This is a genomic window from Streptomyces sp. NPDC006691, from assembly GCF_042869955.1.
GTDB lineage: Bacteria > Actinomycetota > Actinomycetes > Streptomycetales > Streptomycetaceae > Streptomyces.
Map to the genome: position 1 here is coordinate 274,280 of NZ_JBIAGW010000002.1, position 13,305 is coordinate 287,584.

A 13,305-nucleotide genomic window follows, 5' to 3' on the forward strand; every position below is an offset into this window, starting at 1 on the left:
GTGTCCACATCGCGTGAAGACAGGATCGCGGCACTGCCCGCGCACCTGCGCGAGCAACTGCGGAGCCGCTTGGCCGGAGCGCCCGAGCAGGGCGATGACTGCGGGGTCACCGCGGACGGCACGGTCGGCGAACGGGCCATCGCGCCGGTGCCGCGAACCGGACCGCTGCCGATGTCCTTCTCCCAGCAACGCCTGTGGTTCCTGAGCGAGTTGGAGCCCGACGCGGTCGGCTACAACTCCTGCTTCGGACTACGGCTGACCGGTGAGCTCGACGCCGGGGCGCTGCGGAGCGCCCTCACCGGTGTGGTGCGACGGCACGAGGCCCTGCGCACCACCTTCGACTCGGTCGACGGAAGGCCGGTGCAGATCCCGCACGACGCGTCCGAAGTCCCCTGCGGGCAGCTCGACCTGAGCCATCTCGTGGATCCCGGCCGGCAGGCCGAGCTGGACCGCGCGGTGTCGCGGGACCTGGCCCGGCCCTTCGACCTGCGCACCGGCCCTCTGCTGCGGGCCCTGCTGGTCCGCCTGGCGGAGCGGGAGCACATCCTCGTACTGACCCTGCACCACATCAACCACGACGGCTGGTCGCTGAGTATCTTCACCCGCGAGCTCGGCGAGCTGTACCGGGCCGAACGAGAGGGCCGGGCCGCCGCCCTGGCTCCGGTGCCGCTGCAGTATGCCGACTTCGCGGTGTGGCAGCGCGCCCAGCTGTCGCAGGCCGCGCTGGCGCGGTCGCTGGACTACTGGAAGGGCCGGCTGACCGGTCTGGCACCGCTGGAGCTGCCCGCCGACCGGCCCCGGCCCGCCGTGCGCACCTCGGCGGGGGACGTGGAGTCCGTCGACGTACCGGCCGAGGTGGCCGACGGGCTGCGCGCGCTGTCCCGGCGGTGCCGGGCCACGCTGTTCATGACGCTGACCGCCGCCACCCAGGTGCTGCTGGCCCGCTGGACGGGGCAGTCCGACATCGCCGTCGGCACGCCTGTGGCCGGGCGCAAGCACCCCGGCCTGGAGGAGGTCATCGGCTTCTTCCTGAACACCCTGGTGCTCCGTGCCCAGGTCGAGCCCGGCATGCCGTTCGCCGCCCTGCTGGCGTCCACCCGCGAGTCCGTGCTGGACGCCTTCCAGCACGAGGACGTGCCCTTCGAGCAGGTGGTGGACGCGGTGCAGCCCGAGCGGGACGCGGGGCGGATGCCGTTGGCGCAGGTCTTGGTCGTCCTGCAGAACGCCCCGGAAGCGCGCTTGGAGCTCAGCGGACTGGATGCCGAGCAGTACCGGCTTCCCCAAGCCAGCACGGGCTTCGACCTGGTTCTGGGCTTCGAGGAGCGGTCCGACGGCTCGCTGGGCGTGGACGTGGAGTACAGCGGCGACCTGTTCGACGCCGCCACGGTGCGGCGGCTGTGCGGGCACCTCGTGACGCTGCTCGGGTCCATCGCGGCCGCCCCCGACCGGCCGCTGGCGGAGCTGACGCTGCTCACCGATGACGAGCACCGGCGGCTGACCGCCGACTGGGCCCGTACCCCCGCATCGGACACCGACGACGTGTGCGTGCACGAACTGATCGCCCGGCGCGCGGCCGAGCATCCTGGGGCGGTCGCCGTGGAGTGCGGTGACCACCGGCTGACCTACGGCGAACTGGAGGAGAGGGCAGCAGAGCTGGCCCGGCGGCTGACCGCGTCGGGAGTGGCGGCGGGCTCTGTGGTGGGCATCTGCCTAGAGCGCGGCCCGGACCTGGTGGTGGCCACCCTCGCCGTCCTGAAGACGGGTTCCGCCTTCCTCCCGCTGAACGCCGCCTTCCCGCCCGCCAGACGGGCACTGATGATCTCGGAGACCGAGGCGCCGGTCGTGCTGACCCAGCGCTCCCTGATGGACGACTTCGCGGGCTCGGCCACCCGCGCGGTCGCCGTGGACGAGCCCTGGCCCGGCACCGGCACGGCCGCGCTCGCCATCGACGAGCCGTGGGTGGAGCCGGAGGCGCTGGCGTACGTCATCTACACCTCCGGATCCACCGGTACCCCCAAGGGTGTGCTGCTCCGCCATCGCGGACTGGTCAACATGGTCACGGCCACCTCCCGCCGGTTCGGGCTCGGTGCGGGCAGCAGGGTGCTCCAGCTGTCCTCGCACAGCTTCGACGGCGCCGTGTGGGAGACCTTCGTCGCGCTCACCTCCGGCGCCACACTGTGCCTGCCCGAACAGGGAGCCGACGCCATCGGCCCCGAACTGGTCACCCGTCTGGCCAAGGGCGGCCCGGTGCTGCTGAGTCTGCCGCCCGCGGCACTCGCGGCACTGGACCCAGCCGACCTCGCCGCCGGCTCCACCGTGCTGGCGGTCGGTGACCGCTGTCCGATCGAACTGGCCCGCGCGTGGTCGGGCCGGCACCGCTTCGTCAACGGTTACGGGCCCACCGAGACCACCGTCGGCGCGACCCTGTTCGAGGGCGAGATCCCCGCAGCGGCGGCCCGGCTGCCCATCGGGAAACCCCTCCCGGGAGTGGAGGTCTACGTCCTGGACGAGGAGCTACGGCCGGTGCCCATCGGCGTGACCGGCGAGCTCTACATCGGCGGACGGGGGGTGGCCAAGGGCTACCTCGACCGCCCCGGCCTGACTGAGGAGCGCTTCGTACGCCACCCCTTCAGCGACAACCGCCGCGCCAGGCTGTACCGCACCGGCGACCTGGGTGCCTGGCTCCCCGGCGGGGACATCGACTTCCGAGGACGCACCGACGACCAGGTCAAGATCCGCGGGTTCAGGATCGAGCTGGGCGAGATCGAGACCGCGTTGGCGCGGCTGCCCGGCGTGGACCAGGCGTGTGTCCTGGCGCTGGCGCACGGCGGGCGCAAGCAACTGGTCGGCTATGTGGTGCCGGCCGCGGGCACCGAACTCGACCCCGGACGGCTGCACGACGAACTGACCGCCCTGCTCCCGGAGTTCATGGTCCCGTCGGCCTTCGCTGTGCTGGACCGCCTGCCGCTGACCGCGCACGGCAAGGTGGACAGGCGTGCGCTGGCCGGCGTGCCGGTGACCGCGCGGCAGGAGCACGTGGCACCGCGCACCGGACGGGAGGAGTCCCTGGCGGAGATCTTCCGCACCGTCCTGGGCGTGGAGCGGGTCGGCCTGCATGACGGCTTCTTCGACCTCGGCGGAGACTCCATCCTGTCCACACAGGTGGTCTCCCGTGCCCGGCAGGCCGGGTGGGAGCTCACGGTCAAGGAACTCTTCCACCTCAGGACAGTGGCCCGGCTCGCCGAAGTGATGCGCACCGCCGACACTGCCGGGGAGCGGCAGGACGAGCGGCCGGACACCGGGCCGGTGCCGCTGACCCCCGTGCAGCACTGGTTCTTCGACACCCATACCGTCAATCCGCACCACTTCAACCAGTCCGTCATGCTCGAACTCGCGCCGGGCACCGACGCCGCCGCCCTGCGTGCCGCGCTTGAGGCCCTCGTCGGCCGCCACGACGCGCTGCGGCTGCGCTTCACCCGCGCCGACGGCCGGTGGCGGCAGGAGGTGACCGAGCACACCGAGGGCCGCTGGCACTTCGCACGGCTCGACCTGTCCGGCATCCCGGACGAGGAGGTGTCCGCCTGCGTGGACGAGGCGGTGCTGGCCGCCCAGACGGGCCTGGACATCACAGAGGGACCGCTGCTGCGCGCGGTGCTGTTCGACTCGGGCAGCGGCCGGGCACCCCGGCTCTTCCTCACGGTGCACCACCTGGCCGTGGACGGTGTCTCCTGGCGAGTCCTGCTGGACGACCTGCGGATCTCGTACGGGCAGCTGTCGGCCGGCAAGGACGCCGACCTCGGCCCGCGCAGCACATCCTTCGGGCGGTGGGCGCGACGCCTGGGCGAGTTCACGGCGGCGGGCGGCTTCGATGCCGAGGCCGAGCACTGGCGGGCCACCACGGCGAACGCCCCCGGGACCCCCGATCCGGGACGGGTCGCCGACGCCGGGGCGGTGCGGGAGCGGCTCGGCGCCGAGGAGACCGACGCGCTGTTGCGCCGGGTTCCCGGGAGGTACCGCGCGCGCATCAACGAGGTGCTGCTGGCCGCGTTCGGGCGGGCACTGACCGCCTGGACCGGTCAGGAGCGCACACTGATCGAGCTGGAAGGCCACGGCCGGGAGGACATCCTGGAGGGCGTCGACCTGTCCCGGACGGTCGGCTGGTTCACCGCCGCCCATCCGGTGCACCTGGCCGTGCCGGCCGACGCGCCGATGCCCGTGGCGGTCCGCACGGTCAAGCGGCAGCTGCGCGCGCTGCCACAGCACGGGATCGGTTACGGCGCACTGCGCCATCTCGCCCCCGGCCGCACACCGCTGGAGCCGGTGCGGCCGCTCGTCGGCTTCAACTATCTGGGGCAGTTCGGCTCCGCGTTCACGGGCGACGAGCTGGTGGTGCGCCCCGTCCCGCACGGCGGTGCGGAGCACGAGCCCGCGGAGCGACGGGTGTACCCGCTGGACGTGGTGGGGTCGGTGGAGGACGGGCGGTTGGAGCTCAGCTGCGCGTATCCCGTCGGCCAGTACACCGGGGAATCCGTCGCCGCGCTGCTGAGGGGCATGGTGGACGGTCTGCGTGAACTGGTGCGCGAGACCGCCTGAACACCGTCGCGCGCGGCACACACCGCGTGCTCCTGCCTGCCCCATCATCGCCGGCCCCCACCCACGCCTGTTCAGGAGAGACATGACGCACCGAGCGCAGTCCACCGCGCCCGCCCGTGAGGCCCGGCGGCGCCGCTACCTCATGTGCCGTCCCACGTACTTCGACGTCACCTACCGCATCAATCCGTGGATGGACCCGGCCAAGCCGGTGGACACCGACCTGGCCGTCGCCCAGTGGGAGAAGCTGCGGGCGCTCTATCTGGAGCTGGGACACGAGGTGGAGCTGATCGACCCGCTCCCGGGGTACCCCGACATGGTCTACGCCGCCAACGGCGCCACGGTGGTCGACGGCAAGGTCCTCGGTGCCCGCTTCCGCAACGCCGAGCGGTCCGCCGAGGGGCCGGCCCACCTCGCCTGGTTCGGCGACCACGGCTTCGCCGAACTGCACGACCCCGCCCACATCAACGAGGGCGAGGGCGACTTCCTGGTGGCCGGGAACCGGATACTGGCCGGCACCGGCTTTCGCAGCGCACCCGAGTCGCACGCCGAGGCCCAGGAGTTCTTGGGCCGCCCCGTCATCGGCCTGGAACTGACCGACGAGCGCTACTACCACCTGGACACCGCGCTCGCGGTGCTGTCCGACGACGAGGTGATGTACAACCCGCGGGCGTTCTCCCCGGGCAGCCGCGCCGTGCTGGAGCGGCTGTTCCCCGCCGCGGTGCGGGCCTCTCCTCAGGACGCGGCGGTCTTCGGGCTGAACGCCGTCAGCGACGGACGGCACGTGGTGCTGCCCGAGGCGGCCACCGGCCTGGCGCGGCAGCTGCGTGAGCGCGGCTTCGAGCCGATCGGCATCGACCTGAGCGAGCTCCTCAAGGGCGGCGGCAGCGTGAAGTGCTGCACCTTGGAGGTGCGCGAGCCCGCTGCCTGACGCCATGGCGCCGAGGGCGGGAACCGCCAGACCCGCCGCGCCCTTCCCGCCCTCGCCCCAGCCTCCGTGCCTTCACCTTCCACCGACTGGAGACCCTTCGTGACCCAGCAGAACACCACGTCCGACCCGGGAACGTCCTTCGCCGGCGGCCGGGTGGTGACCGCCCCCGTGGACCCCGAGCCCTTCCTCCTGCGCATCGAGGCCACCGAGCCGGGGGTGCGCCTGGACCAGTGGATCAGCACCAACCGCGCCCGTCTGGGCGAGCAACTCCGGCGCCACGGAGCCCTGTTGTTCCGCGGCTTCGCGGTCGAGGACCCCGAGGACTTCGGGGGCGCCGCCCGTGCGTACTCGCCCGACCTGCTCGACTATCTGGAACGGGCAGCGCCGCGCACCGAGATCGCCGACAAGGTCTTCACCTCCACCGAGCTGGCCGCCGACCTGTGGATCGCCTTCCACCACGAGATGTCGTACTCCCACAACTGGCCGAGCGTCCTGTACTTCTACGGAGACCGCCCGTCCCCGCACGGCGGCGCCACTCCCGTGGCCAGCGAACGCGCAGTCTTCCCGAAGATCCCCGCGGAGATACGCGAGCGCTTCCAGCGCCACGGCGTCAGCTACGTGCGCAACTACAGCCCCGGGCTGGACATTCCCTGGCAGGACGTCTTCCAGACCACCGACCGGGCGGAGGTGGAGGCGTACTGCCGTGCCTCGCACACCGAGTTCACCTGGGTCGGCGACGACGGGCTGCGCACCAGCTCGGTCCGCCAGGCCGTGGCCCGGCATCCGCACACGGGTGAGACGGTGTGGTTCAACCACGCGCACATGTGGCACATCTCCACCCTCCCCGACGAGGTGGCGGACTACCTCCTGGACGAGTACGGACCGCAGGGAGTGCCCCGCAACGCGTTCTACGGCGACGGCACCCCCATCGAGGACGAGGTCGTGGAACTGATCGGCAGCCTGTACAAGGAAGCCGCGGTGTCGCTGCCCTGGCAGCGCGGGGATGTCCTCGTGGTCGACAACTTCCTGGCCACCCACGCCCGGGAGCCGTTCACCGGCGATCGTCGCATCCTCGTGGCGATGTCCGACCTCCATGTGAGCCAGGACCTCTGAGCCGTGGTGGTGCAGCGCACTGCACCTGCTTTCCGGGTATCCGCACCCGTGTGCGACGCGGCCCCCGCGAGGGACGATGAAGTCCGTCCGAAGAAGCAGAGCAGAGGAGCCGCCGCGGTGGAAACGCTGGCAGCACGAGGGAGTACGGCCCGAGCGCGTCGACGTCCGGGTCCATGGGCGGCACTGTCCCTGGCCGCCGTCTGTTCGCTGTCCCTTGGAGTGACCGCGTGCAAGCCCGAGGCCAAGACGGCGGACCGGGTCGAGGTGTGCGCCAGGGTGCTGGGACTGTCCTTCTTCAACCCGTTCCCCGACGACGCCGCCAAGGCCCGCAAGGACGTGCGTGAGCGTGCGGACAAGCTCGACGAGCTTGCCGGGCAGGCCCCGGACGGCGACCTGCGCAATGCCATCGAGTCCACCGCGCGATCACTGCGCCAAGCCGAGCCGATGGACAGCGGGGCCCGTACCGTGCTGGGTTACCTCACCGAACAGAACGACCGGCTCAGGGAATTACGGAAGACCTGCACGGACACCAAGAAATACTGACCCCTGGAATCACGGGTCACAAAGACCGGGTGTCGCGGGGTGAGTGAAACGCTCACTGCACACCCGGCCGGGCGCCGGGAACAGCGCATCACCCCGTCGCATCCCAGCGCCCGGCTGTGCAGGGCGCCTCCGGATGATCCCCCGGTCTTGAGGCGCCCTTTTCCGTACCTGGCCGTTCGTTTCTGATCAGGCTCATTTCACGTCGACTTAAAGACATGGTGAGCGTTCTGCCGCAACGGCAATCTGTAGGACATGACCGCACCGATCCCCTCTTCCGCAGGCCGGATGTCCCATTGCAACCGGAAGCTGCGTCCGCGCCGTTACCTCATGTGCCGTCCCTCCTTCTTCGAGGTCACGTACTCGATCAACCCGTGGATGGACCCGGACAAGCCCGTGGACACCGAGTTGGCCGTCGCCCAGTGGGAGAGACTGCGGCAGCTGTATCTGAACCTCGGGCACCGCGTGGACCTCATCGACCCTTTGCCAGATCTGCCGGACATGGTCTATGCGGCCAACGGCGCCACGGTGGTCGACGGCAAAGTGCTCGGCGCACACTTCCGTAACGCCGAGCGGGTTCCGGAAGGACCGGCATACCTGGACTGGTTCCGTTCGAACGGATTCACAGAGCTGCACTATCCCGAGCACGTCAACGAGGGCGAGGGCGACTTCCTCATCACTGGCAGCTGGGTTCTGGCGGGCACCGGTTTCCGGAGTACCCGGGCCGGCCACGCGGAGGCCCAGGAATTCTTCGGACGTCCCGTCATCAGCCTCCAGCTGACAGATCCCTCCTACTATCACCTGGACACGGCCCTCATGGTCCTGGACACGGACGAGATCGCCTACAACCCGGCTGCTTTCACCCCGGGCAGCCGCGCAGTCCTGGAGGAACTCTTTCCCAACGCGGTGCTGGCCGGCCCCCAGGACGCCGCCGTCTTCGGCCTCAACGCGGTGAGCGACGGCCTGAACGTCGTACTGCCCGAGTCCGCCACGGGCCTCGCGGCCCAACTGAGGGAGCGCGGCTTCCGGCCGGTCGGAGTCGACCTGTCCGAACTGCTCAAAGGCGGTGGCAGCGTGAAGTGCTGCACGCTCGAACTGCGTGAGTCCACCGCCTAGAGCCGGAACCCACCGGCAGCCCAGCGGTGGGGCTCCGGCCCCGACCGTCCGACCACGCCCCGTCCCAGGAGATTCAGGTACCGGATGAACGTGCTCGACGAAACCACCGCCCGGCTCCGTCGCGGCCAGTCGCCCGATCCGGCCTTCCTTGTCGCCGGGAAGACGCGGCGGGGGCGGGGGCGGGCATGACCGTTCTCGATCTCTTCGCCGCACAGGTCGCACGCACCCCGGAGGCGACTGCTGTTGTCTGCGGCGCCCAGCGGCTCACCTTCGCCGAGTCGGATCGCTGTTCGGCTCGGCTCGCGCAGCGCCTGACCAGGCGAGACGTCGGGCCGGAGACGCTGGTGGGGCTGTGCGCGGACCGCGGGGTACACATGGCCGTCGGTGTCCTCGCCGTGAGGTTCAGCGGGTTCATCCACGGAATCATGGGGGAACGTCTCTACGCTGCGCTTCTTCTTCTCTGATGGGGCTCCGGCCAGCTGAAGTTTGCGGCCTTCGGTGGGAAGACGTTGGCTTGGAGAACGCCACGATCGACAGTGCCAACACGCGCGCGATGATGGGCAACCGTTACGTGGTGGAGAAGGACACCAAGTCGCTTGCGGGTGAGCGGGCTCTGCCGCTGCCGGGACCGGTGCTGGATGCTCTCAAGGCGTTCCGGGCTCTCCAGGAAGAGGAGAGGATCGCCCTGGGGGAGGCGTATGTGGTTTCCGGCTACGTGCTGGTGCACGAGACGGGAGTCGCATTCACGATCAAGCAGCCTCGTCGGCGCGCGTACCGGCTCATGCAGCTCCTCGGGCTCCGTCGCGTCAGGCTCTACCTGGCGCGTGCGGCGTGCTTCACCTACCTGGCCAACCGCGGTGTACCTTGCGCGATGAACCGGGCATAAGAATGTCAAGACGACCAAGCCGTGGTAGGTCAAGCCGGATGTGGAGGATCTTCGCAGAGCCGCCACCACCGGGGAGGGCTTGCACGGGGGTGCGGCGGAGGGGCAAGCATGAGCCATGTGCTCCACCGTCGAGCTTGCCGAGCCGTCTGGCCAGCAGGGCTAACGCGTATTCGGAGTTCGGTCGCTGGTAGTGGGCCGGTAGGGGTGGGGGTGCAGCCAGCTGCGGCCACGTCCCCTGCCTGGGGAGCGCAGATCTCGTTCGCCGTGCCCTGTTCAAGCTGCTGGTGAGAGATCGTGGAAGGCTCCCGGATCGGTCGCGCCATCAGACTCGGTATGCCACCCGAGTGGCCTGGGAGCCGTGCCCTACGGCAAGGCCTTGCCCGTGGGACCCACTGCCGACGCGGTCACAAGTACACGCAGCAGGACGCATGGTCGAATGCCCAAGGGTTCTGGCTGTGCCCGGACCTGTCGTCGCGACAGAGCCAAGACCCGCTAGGTTCACCCCGGCGATGTGACTTTTCGTGACTGATGAGAGGGTCGGGCAGGTGAGCGAGACACCGAACAACACCCTGCAATACCGCTCTGACGGGCCCAAAGACGCTCCGGTCCTGGTCATGGGCCCCTCCCTGGGTACCACCTGGCACATGTGGGATCGCCAGATACCGCAGCTGGCCAAGACCTGGCGGGTGGTCCGGTTCGACCTGCCGGGGCACGGCGGCGCGCCAGCGAGCCCCGCGCACTCCGTCGCCGAGCTCGCCGACCGTCTGATCGCCACGCTCGACGGGCTCGGCGTGCAGCGCTTCGGCTACGCCGGCTGTTCCATCGGCGGCGCGATCGGCGCCGATCTGGCTCTGCGCCACCCGCACCGCCTCGCCTCGCTCGCGCTGGTCGCCGCCGCGCCCCGGTTCGGCACCGCCGACGAGTACCGCCAGCGCGGCGTGATCGTCCGTACCAACGGCATGGACCCGATGGCGCGCTCCGCGCCCGAGCGCTGGTTCACGCCCGCCTACGCCGCGGCCCAGCCCGCCATCGTGGAGTGGGCCGTGCAGATGGTCCGCACCACCGACCCGGCCTGCTACATCGCGGCCTGCGAGGCGCTCGCCGCCTTCGACGTCCGGGCCGAGCTCGGCCGCATCACCGTGCCCACGCTCGCCCTGGTCGGCGCCGAGGACCGGGTGACCGGGCCCGGCGACGCGCGCACCCTGGTCGCGGGCATTCCGGGCGCCGGCCTCGCCGTGGTGCCGGGCGCGGCGCACCTCGCGCCGGTCGAGCAGCCGGGTGCCGTCACCGACCTCCTGCTGCGCCACTTCTCCACCGCGTGGCAGGCCGCGCCGGATTCGACGACCGGGCTCACCGCGATGCCGGCACCGGCCCACGCCACCCCCATGGCACCGCCGGCCCCCACCACCCCCATGGCACCGCCCGCCCCCGCCCCCGCCGCCCCGCTTGCCCCAGCCCCGCTCGTGCCGCCGGCCCCCAGCGCCCCCTTCGCGCCCGAGGCCCTGCCCGAGACGGCGCCCGAGGTTCTCGACCGGCGGGCTTCCGACCAGCCCGCCGAGGTCGAGCCGCCCGCGCTGCCGGACGCGTACGAGCGCGGCATGAGGGTCCGGCGCGAGGTGCTCGGCGACGCCCACGTGGACGCCGAGACCGCCGGAACCGACGCCTTCGGCCGCGACTTCGACGAGCTCACCACCCGGCACGCCTGGGGCGAGGTGTGGGCGAGGGACGGCCTCGACCGGCGCACCCGGGCCGCGGTGGCCCTGGCCGCGCTCGCTTCGGGCGGTCACCTGGAGGAGCTGGCGGCCCACACCCGGGCCGCGCTGCGCGCCGGGCTCACCCCGGACGAGATCAGGGAAGTGCTGATCCAGACCGGCGTGTACTGCGGTGTGCCCGCCGTGAGCGCCGCGTTCAAGGTCGCGGGCGCGGTCGTCCGGGAGGAGACGACGCCCCGCGGATGACCTGATTCCGTGCTGCTGCGCGGCCCCGGGAGCAGGATGGAGGCATGACTCCGAAACTGACCAAGAAGACCCATGCCTGCGTGCAGCTGGAAAAGGACGGCCGCACGCTCGTCATCGACCCGGGCACGTTCAGTGAGAGCGACGCGGCGCTCGGCGCCGACGCCATCCTGGTCACCCACGAGCATCTCGACCACTTCAACGAGGAGCGGCTGCGGACCGGCCTCGAAGCCAATCCGGCCGCCGAGATCTGGACCCTGCGCAGTGTCGCGGAGAAGATCTCGGCGGCGTTCCCGGGGCGCGTCCACACGGTCGGCCACGGGGACGCCTTCAGCGCGGCCGGCTTCGACATCCAGGTGCACGGCGAGCTGCACGCGGTGATCCATCCCGACATCCCGCGCATCACCAACATCGGCTTCCTGGTGGACGGTTCGGTCTTCCACCCCGGCGACGCGCTCACCGTCCCGGACCATGCCGTGGACACCCTGATGCTTCCGGTGATGGCCCCCTGGAACAAGATCTCCGAGGTCATCGACTACGTGCGCGAGGTGAAGCCGCGCCGCGCCATCGACATCCACGACGCCCTGCTCACCGACCTCGCCCGGCCCATCTACGACTCGCAGATCGGCGACCTCGGCGGGGCCCGGCACCAGCGTCTGACGCCGGGGGACTCGACGGAACTGTGAGTGTCAGAGCCGGGCGGTAGGTTGGGATCCATGCGCATCGCCACCTGGAACGTCAACTCGATCACCGCCCGGCTGCCCCGCCTGCTGGCCTGGCTGGAGAGCACCTGCACGGACGTGCTGTGCATCCAGGAGACCAAGACCACGGCCGAGGGCTTCCCCGCCGCCGAGCTCCGCGAGCTCGGCTACGAGTCCGCCGTCAACGCCACCGGCCGGTGGAACGGAGTGGCCCTGGTCTCCCGCGTCGGCCTCGACGACGTCGTGCCCGGGCTGCCCGGCGGGCCCGACTACGAAGGCGTCGAGGAGCCCCGCGCGATCTCGGCGACCTGCGGCGGAGTCCGCCTCTGGTCGGTCTACGTGCCCAACGGCCGCGAGGTCGAGCACGACCACTACGCGTACAAGCTGGCGTGGTTCGAGGCCCTGAAGGCGGCCGTCGCCGAGGACGCCGCGGGGCAGCGCCCCTTCGCGGTGCTCGGCGACTTCAACGTGGCCCCCACCGACGAGGACGTCTACGACCCCACCGTCTTCGAGGGCCTCACCCATGTCACTCCTGCCGAGCGGGCAGCCCTGGCCGCCCTGCGCGAGGCGGGCCTCACCGACGTGGTGCCCCGCCCGCTGAAGTACGACCGTCCGTACACCTACTGGGACTACCGCCAGCTGGCCTTCCCCAAGAACCGGGGCATGCGCATCGACCTGGTCTACGGCAACGAGCCGTTCGCCAAGGCCGTCAAGGACAGCTACGTCGACCGCGAGGAGCGCAAGGGCAAGGGCGCCTCCGACCACGCCCCGGTCGTGGTGGACCTGGAGGTCTGAGCCCCGCGCCGTCAGCCCGGGGTTGACGGGACCCGCCGCGTGCCCTGTAGTGCGATCAAGCCACCGAGTGCGACTCTGGATCGTATGAACTTCCTCCAGAACTGGCGCAAGCGGCACTCGGCGGCAAGCGGGGTGGCGGTCTCGGAGGCCGTCAGGGAAGACCCGGAGGGCGTTGCCGAGCTGCTCTCCGAGTGTGAGCTGCTGCGGACCCGGGCCTGGCAGAGCAAGCTCGAACTCGACGACTCCCCGGTCTCGTTGCAGGCCCTCGACCAGCTGCCGCCGCGCTGGCGCGACGACCCGGAGGAGCTGCCCTGGCTCGGCAATGACGCGGGCCTGTATCTGGGGACGGTCATCGTCCGGACCGTCCCCGGCGCGCTGTGGGACGTGTGGCCCAGCGGCCGGCCCGTGGTGCGGCTCGCCTCGGGCCGGGAGATCGACGTGGTGGACGCGGGCCTGACCTGGGCCACCACCGGCGCCCCCGAGCTGTTCCAGGTGTACGCCGAGGCCTCGGAGGCCTGACGGGCGGCCGTTCCCCGGTGTCCTCCCGGCCGACAGAAGGCCGGTGCGGGCCGGTTCGGTCAAAATACGGTTTATGCCCTATTCGTGCGTGTCGGGATGAAGTCCCTTACCCGGCTGGATAGTTTGCGCTGACCTCGACACAGCGATGAGTGGGCAGGA

General features: G+C 71.0%; 11 protein-coding genes. All 11 read left to right on the forward strand.

What is annotated here, in order from left to right; all coding sequences use genetic code 11:
• Window positions 1-4,593 carry an amino acid adenylation domain-containing protein gene (locus ACFYNP_RS04720; protein ID WP_388782629.1) on the forward strand — a complete coding sequence of 1,531 codons (4,593 nt, stop codon included), beginning with the start codon at window positions 1-3 and terminating at the stop codon, window positions 4,591-4,593.
• A gap of 82 nt (window positions 4,594-4,675) precedes the next feature.
• The gene (gene ddaH, locus ACFYNP_RS04725) at window positions 4,676-5,521 is read left to right on the forward strand and encodes a dimethylargininase (RefSeq protein ID WP_388403820.1); all 846 of its coding nucleotides are present in this window, start codon (window positions 4,676-4,678) and stop codon (window positions 5,519-5,521) included.
• A 99-nt stretch (window positions 5,522-5,620) separates the two neighbouring features.
• On the forward strand, window positions 5,621-6,634 hold the full coding sequence (locus ACFYNP_RS04730; protein WP_388403822.1) for a TauD/TfdA family dioxygenase: 1,014 nt from the start codon (window positions 5,621-5,623) through the stop codon (window positions 6,632-6,634).
• Between the two features lie 219 nt (window positions 6,635-6,853).
• Window positions 6,854-7,177 carry a hypothetical protein gene (locus ACFYNP_RS04735; RefSeq protein ID WP_388403825.1) on the forward strand — a complete coding sequence of 108 codons (324 nt, stop codon included), beginning with the start codon at window positions 6,854-6,856 and terminating at the stop codon, window positions 7,175-7,177.
• Window positions 7,178-7,462: 285 nt separating this feature from the next.
• Window positions 7,463-8,290, forward strand: coding sequence for a dimethylargininase (gene ddaH, locus ACFYNP_RS04740; protein WP_388783299.1), 828 nt, complete (start codon window positions 7,463-7,465; stop codon window positions 8,288-8,290).
• 185 nt (window positions 8,291-8,475) lie between these two features.
• Window positions 8,476-8,754 carry an AMP-binding protein gene (locus tag ACFYNP_RS04745; RefSeq protein ID WP_388782632.1) on the forward strand — a complete coding sequence of 93 codons (279 nt, stop codon included), beginning with the start codon at window positions 8,476-8,478 and terminating at the stop codon, window positions 8,752-8,754.
• Window positions 8,755-8,804: 50 nt separating this feature from the next.
• The gene (locus tag ACFYNP_RS04750; RefSeq protein WP_388782635.1) at window positions 8,805-9,176 is read left to right on the forward strand and encodes a hypothetical protein; all 372 of its coding nucleotides are present in this window, start codon (window positions 8,805-8,807) and stop codon (window positions 9,174-9,176) included.
• A 545-nt stretch (window positions 9,177-9,721) separates the two neighbouring features.
• Window positions 9,722-11,134 carry an alpha/beta fold hydrolase gene (locus tag ACFYNP_RS04755; RefSeq protein ID WP_388782638.1) on the forward strand — a complete coding sequence of 471 codons (1,413 nt, stop codon included), beginning with the start codon at window positions 9,722-9,724 and terminating at the stop codon, window positions 11,132-11,134.
• Window positions 11,135-11,178: 44 nt separating this feature from the next.
• The gene (locus ACFYNP_RS04760; RefSeq protein ID WP_388403836.1) at window positions 11,179-11,817 is read left to right on the forward strand and encodes an MBL fold metallo-hydrolase; all 639 of its coding nucleotides are present in this window, start codon (window positions 11,179-11,181) and stop codon (window positions 11,815-11,817) included.
• Window positions 11,818-11,847: 30 nt separating this feature from the next.
• Window positions 11,848-12,627: an exodeoxyribonuclease III gene (locus ACFYNP_RS04765; protein WP_388782642.1), complete on the forward strand. Its 780-nt coding sequence runs from the start codon at window positions 11,848-11,850 to the stop codon at window positions 12,625-12,627.
• A gap of 84 nt (window positions 12,628-12,711) precedes the next feature.
• Complete coding sequence (locus tag ACFYNP_RS04770) at window positions 12,712-13,146, forward strand: DUF6278 family protein (protein WP_388403841.1); 435 nt, start codon at window positions 12,712-12,714, stop codon at window positions 13,144-13,146.
• Window positions 13,147-13,305 lie beyond the last annotated feature (159 nt).

Bases quoted from the DNA above. Each gene is read 5' to 3' on its own strand.
- ddaH (WP_388403820.1), top strand. From the start codon at position 4,676: ATGACGCACCGAGCGCAGTCCACCGCGCCCGCCCGTGAGGCCCGGCGG.
- ddaH (WP_388783299.1), top strand. From the start codon at position 7,463: ATGTCCCATTGCAACCGGAAGCTGCGTCCGCGCCGTTACCTCATGTGC.
- ACFYNP_RS04745 (WP_388782632.1), top strand. From the start codon at position 8,476: ATGACCGTTCTCGATCTCTTCGCCGCACAGGTCGCACGCACCCCGGAG.
- ACFYNP_RS04760 (WP_388403836.1), top strand. From the start codon at position 11,179: ATGACTCCGAAACTGACCAAGAAGACCCATGCCTGCGTGCAGCTGGAA.
- ACFYNP_RS04765 (WP_388782642.1), top strand. From the start codon at position 11,848: ATGCGCATCGCCACCTGGAACGTCAACTCGATCACCGCCCGGCTGCCC.
- ACFYNP_RS04770 (WP_388403841.1), top strand. From the start codon at position 12,712: ATGAACTTCCTCCAGAACTGGCGCAAGCGGCACTCGGCGGCAAGCGGG.